This is a genomic window from Williamsia sp. 1135 (assembly GCF_002095395.1).
Classification (GTDB): Bacteria; Actinomycetota; Actinomycetes; order Mycobacteriales; family Mycobacteriaceae; genus Williamsia.
This window is the reverse complement of record NZ_MJEI01000040.1, coordinates 1-15063: the sequence shown is the minus strand read 5'-3', so window position 1 is coordinate 15063 and position 15063 is coordinate 1. Positions and strand designations below refer to the sequence as shown.

The following is a 15063-nucleotide window of genomic DNA, read 5'->3' as shown; positions in this document are numbered from 1 at the left end:
TACAACACTCGACGGAGGCACTCAACGATCGGGATGCTCAGTCCCATCGACTACGAGATGTCACTGACCGCGGACCTTCAGGCCGCCTAACCACCCTCCACTATCCGGGGGGAACCTCAATCGTCATGGTCTTCACCTCGAACATTGCCATGATTGTAGTACTTGTCGAGACGGTCGGCTTCTATGCCGTGCCGACGACGGCGTCTTCGCAGTCGCTGTCGCCGCGCAGGCGCTTACTTCACTTAGGAACCCCGCCACGGTCAGATGCGACGCCAGGTTTGCGGGCGGGGCCAATAGTCGCTGTTTTCGTAATGTGACGTGCGCACGCCCCCCACCTAAGTGAAGCGATCGCGGCTAAAGCCAGTTGCGAAGCTCGAGTGCCTTAGCGTGCGAAGCCGATAATCGGTAATTACGTCAGCTGGACGTTGCGAGCGGCGGTCCCAATTAGGGGACGAGTTGCTGCTAATACCAGTTGCCGCTGAACGGTAACCCGGCCGGCTGGAGCCGGTAGTCCGGTGGTTTCGTCAGGTACTGCTGACCAGATTTGGCTGCCGATACCCTCGACGGCCAGAACGGCACGAATAAGAGTCCTCAACGCGCTCAGAGGCCGGGCTACGGCCATCCGATCAGTGTTTTGGGTGTCTCGTGGAACCAGCCACTCGACTTAACTGGTTCTCGCCTGGTCACCTCCGACGACGAAACGATTATGACTCGGCGGTCCTCGTTCATGTAACGGGTCCAGCGGACATCTGAAGAAAGAACGTACCCGACCTCTGGCCGCTCGTTACGTGCTGAGATGCGTTCTGCGGTCAGCCACATACCGGACACCAACGGGTAGATGATTATCGAAGCGACAATGAGCACGATTCCGAAGATGTAAATCGACCTCGCCCACAATCGTTCTCTGCGACCGAATAGAACTCCAAGCAGTGTTAAAGCGACCACGATCCCGATGTTGGACACCAGAAAGACGACCGGCATGGACCAGTAACAGACAGCCACGACGATGACGGACACCACGGGCAAGCGTGTGTAGTAGGCATTCTGCTCGGGCGTGTGGCCAACTGCCCTGTCTACTTTGCCGACCGCCTTGTTCGCAGCAACGGCCCAGAATACGAAGCCCCAGAGGAGAAGCGTGCTGCCGATCGGCAAGAACGTCGCGAGGACCAGGCCCAGGACGTCCAAGTCCTGTACTAACGCCCGAAGGGCCTGCGGGTCCCCACCCGAAACGACCACGACCTTCAGCGCCGCCAGCAAAACCGGAATCAACCCGCTCACTATCGGATGTCGAGTAATTGCCTCGGAGAGCTGTGCGATCGGACCAGGCTGCGTCACAGGAAAAGACTCTCACGATCGGTTGCTGACGCGTTGCCAGCTCAGTAGGTGGTCTTCACAGGATCAACTACCAACGTCCCCGCTACTGGATGGCCCTGCGATCCTTGCGCACGCGGAGGTTCGCGCTCTCTCGCTGTGACAAGTCCATCGACGTCACAGTCACAGTGTCGCGGAGCTAGTGCCTTGCGAAGCGATGGCGGAGAGATCACGCCAGCGAGCGCTGTGCGTGACTAGCTTTAGCGCAGGGTGCGGGCGTGGCACCAGCGGCAACGCCGGGCTGTCGGTAGCCTGCGGTAGAGAGCGTGTACAGGTGAGGCGGGAGGTTGAGGGTGTGACGGTCACTGTCGGCTCGATCAGCGCCGTCCTCGACTGTGCGATGGGTCCGCGACCGGAGTGGGTCGGTGCGGTGTTCACCGACATGTATCCCGATGACGCCGTCGACCTGCCTACCGGGTGTGCGGCGACAGTGCTGGCGTGTGACGAGGATTGGCAGTGGATCGCCGATCATGCTGCGGCGGTCGCTGCCGCTGTCGAGCAGGCGTGCACGACGGTTGTCGGAGCGTGCGCCGGTGAGTGGGTCGTTGGCCGCGGCACTGTCGACGGCGAGGCATTTCTGGTGTGCACGGCCGCGAACGCTGTCGGCAGTGTCGTTGCCGGTGTGGGGAATGTGGTGCTCGTGCTCCGGGCCGCCGTCGCCGGAATCTCCGTCGACACCGCAGGTACGGTGTCGCGGTGACCGACGTACTGCCTGCGCCGATATCGGCGCAGCCGCTAAAGCTGTCGCAGGATTTGCTGACCCGGGTCGAAACGTCGCTGCTCGACACGCGTGCGGAGTCGACGCGCCGCAACTACACCCGCGCCTGGGCGGCGTTCGAAGAGTACTGCCGCCGCGGTGGCCACAAGGCGTTGCCAGCGAACCCACATGTGGTGGCCGACTACTTCCTGTCGCTGGAGAACACGGTCAAAGTAGATGGCAGCGCAGCGTATTCGATGTCAGCGATCGAGGGCGCGGCCGCGGCGATCAAGTTCGTCCACAAAGCCCACAGCCCCCACCAGCACGATAAGGAGCTAATAGGGGAGGGGGCGCCGTTGTGGCTCAGTCCGGTGGTGTCGGGGACGTTGTCGGCGATCCGCCGCCGCGGCGCTGCATCCGGTCGGCGGCCCCGCCGCCCCGAAGATCCCTTCGATCTGGTGGATCTGCGGGAGGCGGTGACGGTTGCCCGGGCGTCAGCGACTACGTGGCGGAAGAAGCTCCGCGAACGCCGCGACACCGCCGCCCTGGTGCTGGGGTGGGCAGGGGCGATGCGTCGCTCGGAGATCGTGGCGCTGACAGTGGGCGATGTTCGGCGCACCCTGGACGGGTGGATCATCACCGTCCGCAAGTCCAAGACCGACCAGGACGGCGCCGGATTCAAGAAAGCCCTCCCGACCGGGGAGCACCTGGAAACCTGCGGTCCGTGTGCGTATCTGCGGTGGCTGGACTGTCACCTTGCTTACGACCGGATCGGGCGAGCGGGCCTGATCCGGTTGTTGGCCGCCGACCGACCCCACGATAAACATGTCTGCGGCGGAACCCTCCCGGAGACGAACCCGGAGACGGATCTGTTTCGGTCCATCACTGCCGCCAGCGACCTCACCCACACTGCCCCGGGCGGCCAGCTCATCCACACGATCGTCCGTAAACGGCTCGCCGCGGCCCGCCCCGATCTGGACATCACCCGGTACGGCGCGCACAGCCTGCGAGCGGGGTTCGTCACCGAGGCATTCCGCACCGGGCATGAGCCGACGACCATCATGAAGCAGACCGGCCACAAGTCTGTCGATTCGCTCCTGAATTACGCGCGCGAGAACAACATTCACCACCAGAACGCAGCTACCACGATCGGCATGTGAGCAGCGCATGACCACGCTCGGTGCAGGATCTGCTGATATCGGTTTGGTGCATCGGCTGCCGGCCTCGCACCGCGCCCATTGGCGGCTCTTTACCGAGTGGTGCACAGCGTTCGACACCATGGCGCTGCCGGCGTCGCCGGTCACCGTCGCACGGTTCCTCGATTTCGAACCCGGCGCCGCGCGCGGGACGCTGCGCCGGCGGGTCGCAGCGATCAATGCCGGCCACCGGGTCGCCGGGCATACCCCGCCGGGCACGGTCACCGCGGTGCGGGCGTTGTTGTCGGCGCGCGATCGCGACGCCGAGACCGCTCGCCATGTGATCGGCCGGTTGCCGGTCAGTGGTTGGCCAGCAGGTCTTTTCGGGCGCCGCGACGCGCTGATTCTGACCCTGGTGTGCCGACTGGGAGTGCCTATCGCGCGAGTGGGGGAGCTGCGGTGCGGTGACGTGAGCGTCGACGTCGCAGGCAGTGTGCTGCATGTCGGCGGCGGACATGACATCGCCACTTCGCTCGAGGCAGACAACACGCACGGGGTGTATGCGGTGTTCTCGCGGTGGGCAGGCGTCCGCGACCTCACCCTGCGCCGCCTCTCGCCGATGGCGTGGGCACCGGTCCTGCACACCGCACCCGCCCGGGCCAGCACTCCGCAGGTGTCCAGGCTCGAGCACTACGACCCCGACGCTGCGTTGCTGCCGACCTTCGACCGGTGGGGCAACCTGACCGCGCCGATCGGCGACACCACCACGGGCATGCGCTCCCGTGCCGTCGACACCATTTTGCACACTCACCTGCGGGCGCCGGGACGGCCGATCACCGGACGCACCGCCTGGACAACGGGGGTGATCAAGCGCCGCGCCCACCCCACCGAGAACGCCCCCGCGCCTCTTGACGCGGCGCCCTTAGACGACACCTACGACGACGGGATCACTGCGCGCCGCCGCGCCGCCGGCGAACTCGAGGACCTCGACGACATCTTCGATGCCCTCGACCACCAGATGGCAGCACTCCTCGAACGCACCGAGCACCTCCTCGAGGACGCCGGCGCACCCTAAGCTTCTGCTCCCTGCGGGTGCCCGTACCCGGCAATGCATAAGCGTGCACCGGCCCGTGCCGCGGCCGGAGGTTCATGACCAGGCCGCCCTGTGGCCGTGCGGATCCCCGGGGTGGACGTGTCCGCGCTCAGCGGTCAGTGAACGCCTGGAGGATGTGTGCCGGAATTCTGCCGCGGTCGCCCAATTCGTAGCCGTTGTCCCTGGCCCACAGGCGAACCGCCGTGCTGTCCACCCCGCTGGCGGGCGAGTGAGTGGACGCCACCGATGTGTGTCCGGGCTGGCGTGTGCGTCCGCCTACCCGCCTGGACTTGGCGAGCAGAGTCGCCAACGGCACGCGGCCGGTCTCGATGCGGTCGAGATTGACTGTGCTGGTGTCGAACTCGTACTCCACACCTAGCCAGATCCAGTTCACCATGTTGAGATCGTCGATGTCGAGCGCCTTGCCGTCGATATCGTCGGTGAACTCGACACGGGTCACGGTAGCCACAAATACACGTCCTTCTCTGCTCAGTTGAGTGCTGCTGCCGATACTAGCCGCGACCGCGTGCGGCGGATCGTTAACAGGCCAGCTACAGCTGTGGGTCGCCGCGGCGCCGCACCGCGCTGGGCGGTAGCCAGAACCGTTCGGTGATGACGCAGCGGGCATTTGTGCTCCACAACTGGACCTCGCAGATGCCGATCCATTGGCCACTGCTGGCCCGCAGCCACGCCACCAGCAGGCCGGGATGGTCCGGTTCGAACCGCACCCCGTGGGCCCGGGTATCGAGGGAGACCCCGATGGGCGGGCGGCGGGTGGCGAACGCCCACCCCAACACCACAGACAGGTCGACGGTCACCGGCACGGCAGGGTTGCAGATCCGCAGCGTCCGTCGGTGACCCCAGGAATCGGCCACACTTGTCGATGCGAACATACGTTCGATACTATGGGACGGTGCGGGCCGATGGGGTAGCGATACCTGGGTGCCTCTGTCTGTGTCAAGGGCCCAAATGTTCGAACTTCGGAGACCGCCGTGAGACCACGGACGTAATCGCGAAGTTTGATGTCTAGGGCATCGTCAGCGTATTTAGCGTTTGTCGGTCGGCGGTGGGGATGAACCCGAGGCTGGCGAGGACGGGATGGTCCAGTGTCGTGGCGATGTGTTGTGCGCCGGAGTCAGCGGCGTCGCAGATCGCCCGAAAGGCAGTGCGGGCAACGACATGGTCGGGGGGATCGGTGTTGGGAATTGCCTCGAGAATTTTGAGCTCAGCGACGCCGTCGGTGTCTGTCCACGCTGTGACCGCTTGTGCCACGTACTGGTCCCGCTGACCTTTGCGGTTTCGACTCGCGGTCGACCAGGAGATCAACTGGTCGTGATGGAATGCGGTGACGGTGTTCCCCTGTAGGTCTGGGCTATGGGGCACTCGGATTACACCGTCCCAGTTTGGGCGAGCGTTGAGCCCGCCGACGCTGTACGGCTCTCTGCTCAGCTTGGTGCGCTTGCCGAGATAGATGACGCCGTCGATGCGTTGGCGTCGTGCGCACCACATCAGGCCGGTGGATAGTTCTTCGAACCAGAATCCGGCGGTGTATCCCATCCAGAGTCGGGCGTTGGCCTGGGGTGATCGAAACTCTGCTTCTGTTTGCGGGATGTGGCCGGAGATGGCGAAGATGTTGGGGTTGTTCTTCCACCGGAACTGCACGTGCAGGGTTTGGCCAGCAACGATGAGGAGTTCGGTTGCGAAGTCCGTGTGGATTGCGCCGCGCAGCCGGAAGAGCTGGTGTGCGTGTTCGACCGCTTCGCGTGCTGTGGGGGTGAGGGTGTCGAGCGGGTCGCCGGTGACCTGGATGCGCCAGCCGCCGTCTGGGTCGGTGCGGGGATCGCGTTCTTTCGAGGAGTCGGCGTACGGACCGTGCGCAGCGAGGTGATGTCGCAACGTGGTGTTGTGGGTTGGCTGGAGTTTGCGTGGCTCGGGTTCGCTCTGGCGCCATCTGATGTTGTCGGGCGCAAGGATGGGGTGACCGTGGCCGTCGATGAGGGCAACGAAAATCTTCTTGTGCTGGTGGTTAGGAGCCTTGGAGCGGTTGAGTGGGGTGGAGGCCGCCCGGCGGCGCTGGTACGCGAAGTCGGCGAGCTGCTCACCGAACATGACCCGAGTCCATGCCTCTGCCTCATTGTCGGGAATGGGCGTACTCGGGGTTGGTTGGGTCGCCCAGGTCTGATCGAACTCGCCGGGGAAAGCGATGATTGTCGCTTTGACCTTGCGGGGGTTAGTCCCAAGCGGGAAGGAACCCGCATCGTTCGCGGCTGAGCAGCTGATTTTGATGTGAATGCGGGTGTTCGGAACTGTCACAGACCACCCGCGTAGCCTCAGCGAGTTGGCTATCCGCAGCGGCAACAACGTGCGTGGGCCGATTTGCTTTTCGATCTGGTTGATCAGATCGGACACGCCTGCACCATCGGAGGGCTGCTTTCTGGAGCGGTCAGGCGTACTCGTATTGAGGCCCATTACAGACCCTCGAGGTCGAGATCGACAAGGATGCCCATTTCGCGGTAGCGAATGATGTCGGCGGCGGGGGATACGGAAAATAGCCCTCCTCTGTCGAAGGACGGCGGCGTTTTCTCAACGTCCCGGTATCGGCGGGACCCGTGCTGCTGTGGCTCCCAACGGACACCGGACGGGGCGTGATATGGGCTGGACACCACCTGTATTCGGGTGACGAACCCCCGAACGGCTTTGGCCGGGCTGTAGGAAATGCTGTGCCAGTGGGTCAGGCGTCCAGTGAGCGTGACCGGGCCCGAACGTCGACGGTCGCCGCGCCAGGTGGCTCGCCAACCGTCGCCATGAAGATCGCCGGTCCAGAGGTGGTCCTCGCCGGCTGGAGAGCCGCGGTCTTGACGAGCGGTGGGGTGCAGGTCGAGGACAGCCTGAATCGTCATCACTTCGGGGGACTGAGTAGCCGACTCCACGAAGTCGAGTACGAGCTCGATGACTGAGCCGATTCGTGGAGGTGCCATCGCACCATCTTCGATGGACAGGCCGTCGATGAGGACTGTGAGCGGTGGGCGGCTCATGCGCCTTTCTGCAGATTCGACACACCAGCACACTAGCAACAGAAGCAAAGGTTACGTGCGACAGAGCTAGACCGTCCACACCCCAAGTTGGTTGACGCTGAGTAACCGGGGATCTGGTGGTCGCGGCCGCGGTAGTAGGCTGACCGACGGTGACCTTGTGCCCGGCGGCCTCGTCTGCTGGCTTTCCTAGTGCACGGGGATTCATGTGTTGCTTCAAGGTGTGGAAGATGTGGTGCGTGAGGGCTTTCTGCTGCGAGCAGGAGTAGTCCCGTGGGAAGCCGACAGCTTGCGTAGGTTTCCGCCCATTCATCGCGATCTCTTCGACAATTTTCTGTTCAGTGCCACGAGATTCGCCGTGGGCGAAGGGGACTGGTCGACCTTCCCTCATGCGTGCAGAAGGTATCTGTCGGCGACTAGCGGGGAGTTGCAACGTCCGCCGCCACTTATCCCGCCTGCGGTCGCCGATACGGTCGCTGAGGTGTTGTCTCGGTTCCGGCAGCGCGAGACCGGTGAAAAGTTCGTGGCAGGGATAGCCGGGCGGGTGACTGCGCACGAACAACAACTTGCGGAGCAGTTGTTCTTCGCACTCGGAGATGACCGCGGCGATGGTCTGTCCGCCGCGGGCTTGCGTGTTTACAGCAAGATGATGTCGGCGCGGATCAGCGACGGCTTTGTGCACCCCGCGGTGGGTGCCCATATCTGGGGTGACGTTCCCGCCGGTCCACCCCATCTACCCTCGGGCGGGCCCCACATTCGCATTCTGCGAACTATCGAGGCGCTGAGTCGACAGTGGGTGACCTCGCCGGCCGACCGGCCGAAGATCGAGCGCATGATTATCGACCGCGCACACACTCTCGGCTGGAGGACTGAAAGCCCAGGATTGGTCGAAGGGTCTCCCGGCCAGTGGGAGGCAACCCCACCACCTGGAAATCGATGAGTGGCTGCGCACTCTGATCGCCGTCACGTATCTGTCCCGCGCGAGGCACTCAAAAGTTCTGTCTCACAGTTCATACGGGCTGAGTAGCGATTGCTTGTGGTCCGGTGAAAAATGGATACTGAAACCGCAACTTGCTCCACACCAACCTGCCATCCCTGTGTAGGAATGCTATTCCTACGCTGCAGTGTTCTCGGCCCGGAACTGGCGCTTCCATTACCCTTCGAACGTTTCGAGCAGCGGTACAGTGCGCACATGACCAATCCCGCCGGTGCCGAACGGTTGGAGAAGTGGGCTCCGGGCCTTGTGTCGGCTCTGGCTGCGCGATCGCGCTGATCAACGTGACGCAATACGCGTTCTGAATCCAAGCTTCTTCGTGGACCCAGCGGTATCGCTCGAAAGTCGCCATACCATCTCTACTCCATGGACGGTGTGGAACTGTCACGACGGTAGGCCGTCGAATTGGCCACTTAAACAGTTCGACCGGACTGAACCGGAGCCGACTATGTCTCGGGATGCGATGCTCAATATGTGACTGTCCCCAGCAGGCCCGGCCGATACGAGTTCCGATGGGAGATTGGCGATGACGGCTGCGGCATCGTGCACGGAAGGGGGCCTGGCTCCTGGGGTGAGGCTCTGCGAGCAGTCGGCCATGATCTTGCCTTGGGCCAGTACAACAAAAACGTCGATTGGCTGCGCTGGTATGTGGAGGTCGGTGACGGGGAACGTATCGCGGGGGACGAGGTGATGCTGCATGTTGCCGGCCCCGGCCGGATCGGCCTCGGGCTCGGCGGGGGAGTTCGCGTCGACACTGCCCTGGCCGAAGCCACCAGGTGGGCAGCAACAGTCACTCAGGATGCGGTGGGTGACTACAACCTGGCGTGGCCACACCGACCGGCCGGCGGACTGCTCTATGCGCGCATCCACGGCGAGGAAGCGGTGTGGATAGACGGGAAGAGCCAAGCTGTCGTCGCCGCCATCGGTTCGCTGCAGCCCAACGATTTATGACCCGCGCGCATAGTGCCGTGGGGGATCGTTCCGGGCCGTCGGCCAAGTTAGTACAGGTGTTCGATAATGGGTAGGGTAGAGGTGCGGAGGCCTGGCGTACACGGGACATCTTGGGTACGCGGGAAGCAGGCCTCCGCGCTCCCTTCTGCGTTCTCGGGACGCGCGGACATCGCCGCGTGTCGTCGTAAGAGTTCTGGACAGCGGCGGGGGCCCGCTGGCCGATTAGACGGCGGCGGGTTCTCTGAGTTGTTCTCGTGCCTCCCACCGGCGGTGGTCCTGGCACATGGTTCGCCAGACCTTCTTTGCCACTTGGCGTTTGAGGCAGCGCATCGCCGAGCGGCGGGTCATGCCTGCGTCGATTTTGTTGTGCAGGTAGGGGTAGCCGGGACTGTTTGCGTTTCTGCCCTGGCAGACCGCGATGACGTGGAGAGCGGAGTTGAGCACGCGGTCGCCGTCTCTGGATAGACGGTGGCGGTTGGAGTCTGCCGAGGCGATCTGCACGGGTGCGGTCCCGGAGTAGGTGGCAAACGCGGCCTCGGTGGCGAAGCGGAACGGATTGCCGGTGCGGGCGATGATGCGTCCGGCGGTCACAGGTCCGCAGCCGAAGATCGTCGTCAGCGTCGAGCCGCAGTCGGTCAGCGTAGTTTCGGTGCGCTCGGAAATGTCGGCGAGCTGCACGTCAAGGCGACGAAGATCTCCCACCAGTTCCAGAGCAATCCGGTGCCGCATCACATCGGCCGGCGTTTCAGGTACGAATCTGCGCAGCAGCACGGATGCCTTCTCCGAGTCCAGATCGACATCTGCACCGCCGGGAAGGAGCTGGCGTAGCACGGCGTGCAATTGGTTGACCAGTCGGCTTTTGGCGCTCAGCAAGCTGCGTCGACGCTCGTCGAGCACACGCAAGACACTGGTGTAGTCCTCGCAGAACACGGGTCGTTCGTCGCCTTGCAGTGCGGCTACGCACGCGGCGGCCGCGGCGTCGATGCGGTCATTTTTCCGTCGGCCACCTCGGGAGAGTTGTCGGACGCGTGCGGTGGCTGTCGAGGGGACGTCCACGACTGATTCACCCTGCTGGACAAGCCATAACGACAGATGGTGCCCGAGGCCCTTGGCGTTCTCGACCGCCCATCGGTGCTCGGGCCATCGCCCCGCCCACTCCAACAGAGCCTGGTAGTCCGGCTCTGTCGAGCGGATACGCAGTGACCCGAGGTCGACGTTCGTCGCAGGGTCAACGGCGGTGGCGGTGTGGCTGGATTTGTGTGGATCGATACCAATGACGATCAAAAGGGAGTCCTTTCTGTGAGCGGTTGTGGAGATCCCCGGCCGGCAATCCGACTTCCAGTCACACCGTCGTACGTGCGCTCATGCCTCTGTTGAGCCAGGCCAGAGACGGAAAGCGCAGAGAGTGACACACCCAGACCAAGCCATTCCCTCAACAGCGCGCCCTCGGGACGGCACGAAGCACCCGAGCCACACCCCTGCGCTCTCCTACGCCAGGCTACGAACCCGCCGGTTCGAACGCCACGACGTACTTCTATACAAGTCGGAAGCACCGGCCCGCATCACAGCTTGCAGCATGCTCTCTGACGCGCTTCGATGTAAGGAACCCGAACGGGGAGAGGAGCCGCCGGTGTTCGACAACTTTGAGCGAGACGCTTTGCGCGAGGAAGGGTTTGACCCCGACGACCCCGAAACAGTGACGGCAATCGATTTGGTGCGGTGGGAGCTGTCGCTGCTGCGCTTAGATCCTGAGGTGGAGCAGGGTTAGTGCTCACCGGGCAATGACACCTGGTGGGGCAACTTATCGGTCCGTAGCCCTCGCCACGATGGGTGGCGCAGTCGATCAGTGAACTCCCGATAAAACACGTCGCCCACGAGTTGGGGTCGGCACCAGGTGGCCTGGTGAGCGACTGCACGCGGGGGAGCGGCCGCGAACGAAGGATCAGGGCACGCCAGCTCGTCGAGCTTGGCGCGCAGCTCCCGCCGGGCTTTGGCTGTGAACCCTGTTCCCACGTGACCGATGTAGACAAGTTCGCCGGCCGCGTTGTGGGCACCCAGTAGCAGTGAGCCGATGCCGCCTGCGGCGCTGCCAGAGCCGCTGACGTACCCTGCAATAATCGCCTCGCAAGTCAGGCGGATGGGGTGCTTGCGCCTTGACTGCACTAGTCAAATGCGGTCCGCGCGAGGCGCCGAAACACCAAAGGCGGCCAACGACACAGGGGACTTTGACTTGTTCCACTTTCATCGGTGTCGGGTCTGTCAGTGCCGTAGTGTCGACCAGGCAATTGCTGGGTGTTGGTGCCCGGTGAGGCTCTAGGCTAGGGCAAGGAAGAGTTTTTCCAGTTCGGCTTCGGTCAACGGGGCCTGGTCGCCGTCGGCGCCGTTGATGCACTGACGCATGCCCGAGGCAACGATTTTGAAACCAGCCCGGTCGAGTGCGCGGGACACGGCCGCGAGTTGGGTCACAACATCTTTGCAATCGCGACCCGCTTCGATCATCGCGATCACCCCGGAGAGTTGTCCTTGAGCGCGGCGCAGGCGGTTCAGCACTGCAGTCATTGCCTCTTCATCACCAGTCACGGGGCATGCCTCTCTGTTTGTTCATTCATCTTGAGGGTACCCCAGGGGGTATGAGTTCGCACACCGGTCGAGGTTGACTCTAAGATACCCCCAGGGGTACCGTCGGGTTCGTACTGATACCCCCCAGGGTATTTGAATGTAGATCCTCGAGGAGGTCTCTCGCATGTCGGACACCACGACCACAGCTCCACAGCCCGGTTCACCACCCACGTCGGTTCCCGGCATGCTGGGCCGCTGGGGGGCGGCGATGGCCGGGCGTTCCCGATGGGTCTTCTCCATCTGGCTGTTGGTACTCGTCGGCCTGGGTGCAGCTGCGCCGTCAGTGTTTTCCTCCTTGGCCGGCGCTGGCTGGCAGGCCAACGGGTCGGAGTCGGTGCAGGTGCGAGAGCTGGCGCAGCAGCACTTCGGCGGCAACTCATCGGCTGCGGTGCAGGTCGTCATCCACTCCGACCGCGACACCATCGACAGTCCGACGATGCAGGAAACCATCGCGAATGCGACGGCTGTTTTCGTAGATGATTCTCGGTTCGGCGATGTCGTGCCTCCACAGCCGGGGATGACGATCAGCCGCGATCAGCACACCGGCATCCTGATCGCCGGTGCGAACGCGAACACCGATGACATGGTCCGGGCCGTCGACGAGGTCAAGGGGGAGCTCACCGAACTGTCGCGCGATGGTGTCGAGGTGTATCCCACGGGCGCCTCTGCCCTGTGGAGCGACTTCAACAAGGCCAATCACGACGCGATGATCAAGGCCGAGCTGTTCTCGTGGCCAGTGACTCTGGCGATCATGGTGTTGGCGTTCGGTTCGCTCGTGGCAGCGGGTTTGCCGCTGCTGCTGACGATCGCCGGCCTCATCGCGTCAGCCGGCGGTCTGGTACTTCTCAATCAGGTCACGCCGATCTCGGTGTGGGCCATGAACTTTGCAATGATGTTCGCCCTCGCACTGGGAATCGACTACGCCCTGTTCATCGTCTCCCGATTCCGGGATGCCCTCAACAACCACACCAACAAGACCCACGCGGTCGCCGAAACTATGGACACCGCCGGTAAAGCCGTGGTGCTCTCGGGTCTGACCGTGCTGGTGAGCCTGTCGGCGGTGTTGCTGGTGCCCGCTCCTGCGGTGCGGACGATGGCCGTGGGCATCATGCTGGCGGTGACGTTTGTCCTCGCGGCCACGTTGACGTTGCTCCCGGCCACCCTGGGTGCACTGGGTCCGAAGGTGAACGCCGCGGCGCTCCCGTACGCCAAACGCCAGCAACACCGTTCGCCGCTGTTCGAACGCTGGGGCAAGATTCTGCACAACCACCCATGGCCGTTCGCGCTCGGATCGCTGGCCGTGCTGATCGCGCTGGCCATCCCGGTCATCGGCCTCAAGGTCGCCATGCCCTCGATCTCGGTGGTCCCCGAGGAGGCACCCGTGCGCCAGGGATACGAATTGGTCCAGCAGCAGATGGGCGAGGGCGCCCCCGGCATGCTCCAGATCGTCGCACCCTCGGCCCAGGCACAGCAGGCTGCCACCGCAGCTGCACAGACACCCGCAATCAGCATGGTCACCCCGCCGCAGCCGGCGCTCGACGGCACCGACTACGTGATGATGCAAGCACTGCCCGCAGTTGATCCCTCCGATGCCCAACTCGGCGCCATCGTCGATGACCTGCGTAGCGCACTTCCCGGGAATGCGCTGGTCGGCGGCGCCCCGGCCGAGAACCTCGATCTGCAACAGGCTCTGGGCGACTACTTCCCGCTGATCGTCGGTATCATCTTGGTTCTCGGGTTCGTCCTGCTCCTGGTCTCACTGCAGGCCCCACTGATCGCATTGATCGGCACAGTCGTCAGCCTCCTGTCGACTGCGGCTGCGTTCGGTGTCGCCAAGCTCATCTTCCAGGACGGCCACCTGTCCGGGCTGCTCGGGTTCACCCCGCAGGGCTTCCTTGACGGCTGGGGGCCGGTGTTCTTCTTCGCGATGATCTTTGCCATCGCCATGGACTACACCGTCTTTCTGCTCGCCACTGCAAAAGAACACTACGAGCGCACCGGCGATGCCGACACTGCACAGATCGACGGCATGGCTCACTCGGGACGAATCATCTTCGCCGCCGCGGCGGTGATGGTCGCAGTGTTCTTCACCTTCGCACTGGCAGACCCGTTGCCACCCAAAGAGATGGGCATCATCCTCGGTGTGGCTGTACTGCTCGATGCGGTACTCATCAGGCTGATGCTGCTGCCCGCCCTACTCCGCCTCACCGGCCGGGCCGCATGGTGGTCACCGACCTGGCTCCGCAAGATCCTGCCCGCGATCTCGTTCTCCCACTGAATACACCACCAGAAAGGCCTACGACCCGATGAACAGACGAACAACCGCACCCACGTGGACCGTCGAACGAGCAGTGCCACTCCTGGCAGGATTGATGATTCTCGCGAGCCTGGCCCTGGCCACCAGCGTCTCGACCTGGTGGCTGCTGCTGACCGCCTTCGTAGCACTGAACCTGCTGCTCTTCGCCGCCGTCGGCTGGTGCCCCGGCCAGCCTGCTCATGCACCGCCTCGGACTACCGCGCCGCGCCGAACTCCACTAGATCCGAACACGAAACCCCACCCGGAAGGAAAGCTGTTATGTCACTGTCCATCTCCACCGTTCTAACCGTCCCGTTCGACGAGGCGGTCGCACGTACCCGTGCCGCATTGTCCGAGCAGGGTTTCGGGATCCTCACCGAGATCAACGTCAAAGACACCCTGAAATCAAAAATCGACGTGGACATGGAAAATTACCTGATCCTGGGTGCCTGTAACCCACCTTTGGCGCACCGCGCACTGGGGGTCAATCGGCAGATCGGACTACTTCTGCCGTGCAACGTCGTGGTCCGCACCGACCCTGCCAATCCATCGAACTCGATCGTCGAAGCCATGAATCCCGACCTGATGGTTGAGGTGTCCGGGGAAGCTGAACTCGAACCCGTGGCCACCGATGCATCAGCCAAACTCACCGCCGCTATCGCTGCGCTGGAAGCCGCAGCATCCGCTTGAACCCAACAGTCCGCACTTGAAGGAGTAAAGATGAGCGCAGTGACGTTCTATTTCGACCCAGCATGCCCGTTCGCCTGGGCCGCGTCTCGGTGGCTTGTCAACACCGCGCAGCGCCGCGACATCGAGATCGATTGGCGGCAGATGAGTCTCGCGGTGCTCAACGAGGGCACAGATGTTCCTGAAC

17 protein-coding genes are annotated in these 15063 nt (G+C 63.5%); 10 read left to right on the top strand and 7 right to left on the bottom strand.

Translation table 11 applies throughout. The features are described from left to right. Positions 1 to 612: 612 nt before the first annotated feature. Positions 613 to 1257 carry a hypothetical protein gene (locus BFL43_RS01030; protein WP_143695001.1) on the bottom strand — a complete coding sequence of 215 codons (645 nt, stop codon included), beginning with the start codon at positions 1255 to 1257 and terminating at the stop codon, positions 613 to 615. Positions 1258 to 1666: 409 nt separating this feature from the next. Here BFL43_RS01030 and BFL43_RS01025 point away from each other — a divergent pair, with 409 nt between their 5' ends. The 3 genes from BFL43_RS01025 to BFL43_RS28310 are packed head-to-tail and all read left to right on the top strand — an operon-like array spanning position 1667 to position 4279. Continuing rightward, positions 1667 to 2071, top strand: a complete 405-nt coding sequence (locus BFL43_RS01025; RefSeq protein ID WP_143695000.1) for a hypothetical protein — start codon at positions 1667 to 1669, stop codon at positions 2069 to 2071. Next, positions 2068 to 3228, top strand: coding sequence for a hypothetical protein (locus tag BFL43_RS01020; protein WP_084889917.1), 1161 nt, complete (start codon positions 2068 to 2070; stop codon positions 3226 to 3228). Before BFL43_RS01025 ends, BFL43_RS01020 begins: the two co-directional genes overlap by 4 nt. A gap of 7 nt (positions 3229 to 3235) precedes the next feature. Beyond that, positions 3236 to 4279 carry a hypothetical protein gene (locus BFL43_RS28310; protein ID WP_110472496.1) on the top strand — a complete coding sequence of 348 codons (1044 nt, stop codon included), beginning with the start codon at positions 3236 to 3238 and terminating at the stop codon, positions 4277 to 4279. A gap of 127 nt (positions 4280 to 4406) precedes the next feature. Here the strand turns inward: BFL43_RS28310 and BFL43_RS01010 are convergent, their stop codons facing one another. The 4 genes from BFL43_RS01010 to BFL43_RS00995 all read right to left on the bottom strand — a co-directional run bounded on the left by BFL43_RS01010 (position 4407) and on the right by BFL43_RS00995 (position 7332). Next, the gene (locus BFL43_RS01010) at positions 4407 to 4766 is read right to left on the bottom strand and encodes an Lsr2 family protein (protein ID WP_240497985.1); all 360 of its coding nucleotides are present in this window, start codon (positions 4764 to 4766) and stop codon (positions 4407 to 4409) included. An 82-nt stretch (positions 4767 to 4848) separates the two neighbouring features. Continuing rightward, positions 4849 to 5190 carry a hypothetical protein gene (locus BFL43_RS01005; protein WP_084889913.1) on the bottom strand — a complete coding sequence of 114 codons (342 nt, stop codon included), beginning with the start codon at positions 5188 to 5190 and terminating at the stop codon, positions 4849 to 4851. Positions 5191 to 5323: 133 nt separating this feature from the next. Further along, positions 5324 to 6706, bottom strand: a complete 1383-nt coding sequence (locus BFL43_RS01000) for a hypothetical protein (RefSeq protein WP_084889911.1) — start codon at positions 6704 to 6706, stop codon at positions 5324 to 5326. A 59-nt stretch (positions 6707 to 6765) separates the two neighbouring features. Next, entirely contained in the window at positions 6766 to 7332 is a 567-nt protein-coding gene (locus BFL43_RS00995) for a hypothetical protein (RefSeq protein WP_084889909.1), read from the bottom strand. Between the two features lie 478 nt (positions 7333 to 7810). On the opposite strand from BFL43_RS00995, the gene BFL43_RS28305 reads away from it, so the two are divergent. Both BFL43_RS28305 and BFL43_RS00985 read left to right on the top strand, forming a co-directional pair. Beyond that, positions 7811 to 8269, top strand: coding sequence for a hypothetical protein (locus BFL43_RS28305; RefSeq protein ID WP_143694999.1), 459 nt, complete (start codon positions 7811 to 7813; stop codon positions 8267 to 8269). A gap of 528 nt (positions 8270 to 8797) precedes the next feature. Then, the gene (locus tag BFL43_RS00985; protein ID WP_143694998.1) at positions 8798 to 9274 is read left to right on the top strand and encodes a hypothetical protein; all 477 of its coding nucleotides are present in this window, start codon (positions 8798 to 8800) and stop codon (positions 9272 to 9274) included. Positions 9275 to 9496: 222 nt separating this feature from the next. Here the strand turns inward: BFL43_RS00985 and BFL43_RS00980 are convergent, their stop codons facing one another. Continuing rightward, on the bottom strand, positions 9497 to 10558 hold the full coding sequence (locus BFL43_RS00980) for an IS110 family transposase (protein ID WP_084889903.1): 1062 nt from the start codon (positions 10556 to 10558) through the stop codon (positions 9497 to 9499). Positions 10559 to 10904: 346 nt separating this feature from the next. Between BFL43_RS00980 and BFL43_RS28780 the strand changes: the two genes are divergently transcribed. Further along, positions 10905 to 11042, top strand: a complete 138-nt coding sequence (locus tag BFL43_RS28780) for a hypothetical protein (protein WP_158540050.1) — start codon at positions 10905 to 10907, stop codon at positions 11040 to 11042. 545 nt (positions 11043 to 11587) lie between these two features. Here BFL43_RS28780 and BFL43_RS00970 read toward each other — a convergent pair. Then, positions 11588 to 11854: a metal-sensitive transcriptional regulator gene (locus tag BFL43_RS00970; protein WP_010843899.1), complete on the bottom strand. Its 267-nt coding sequence runs from the start codon at positions 11852 to 11854 to the stop codon at positions 11588 to 11590. Between the two features lie 163 nt (positions 11855 to 12017). On the opposite strand from BFL43_RS00970, the gene BFL43_RS00965 reads away from it, so the two are divergent. From BFL43_RS00965 to BFL43_RS29230, 4 genes are all read left to right on the top strand, one after another. Further along, on the top strand, positions 12018 to 14171 hold the full coding sequence (locus tag BFL43_RS00965) for an MMPL family transporter (protein WP_084889899.1): 2154 nt from the start codon (positions 12018 to 12020) through the stop codon (positions 14169 to 14171). A gap of 28 nt (positions 14172 to 14199) precedes the next feature. Further along, positions 14200 to 14496 carry a DUF2892 domain-containing protein gene (locus tag BFL43_RS00960; RefSeq protein ID WP_143694995.1) on the top strand — a complete coding sequence of 99 codons (297 nt, stop codon included), beginning with the start codon at positions 14200 to 14202 and terminating at the stop codon, positions 14494 to 14496. Further along, positions 14469 to 14879 carry a DUF302 domain-containing protein gene (locus BFL43_RS00955; protein WP_084889826.1) on the top strand — a complete coding sequence of 137 codons (411 nt, stop codon included), beginning with the start codon at positions 14469 to 14471 and terminating at the stop codon, positions 14877 to 14879. The genes BFL43_RS00960 and BFL43_RS00955 overlap by 28 nt, the downstream gene beginning before the upstream one ends. A 30-nt stretch (positions 14880 to 14909) precedes the next feature. After that, a partial coding sequence (locus BFL43_RS29230) for a DsbA family protein (RefSeq protein ID WP_240497983.1) occupies positions 14910 to 15063 on the top strand: 154 nt, incomplete at its 3' end.

Excerpts from the sequence above, each read along its gene's own strand:
- BFL43_RS28310 (WP_110472496.1), top strand. The coding sequence starts at position 3,236 with ATGACCACGCTCGGTGCAGGATCTGCTGATATCGGTTTGGTGCATCGG.
- BFL43_RS01005 (WP_084889913.1), bottom strand. The coding sequence starts at position 5,190 with ATGTTCGCATCGACAAGTGTGGCCGATTCCTGGGGTCACCGACGGACG.
- BFL43_RS00995 (WP_084889909.1), bottom strand. The coding sequence starts at position 7,332 with ATGAGCCGCCCACCGCTCACAGTCCTCATCGACGGCCTGTCCATCGAA.
- BFL43_RS00965 (WP_084889899.1), top strand. The coding sequence starts at position 12,018 with ATGTCGGACACCACGACCACAGCTCCACAGCCCGGTTCACCACCCACG.
- BFL43_RS00960 (WP_143694995.1), top strand. The coding sequence starts at position 14,200 with ATGAACAGACGAACAACCGCACCCACGTGGACCGTCGAACGAGCAGTG.
- BFL43_RS00955 (WP_084889826.1), top strand. The coding sequence starts at position 14,469 with ATGTCACTGTCCATCTCCACCGTTCTAACCGTCCCGTTCGACGAGGCG.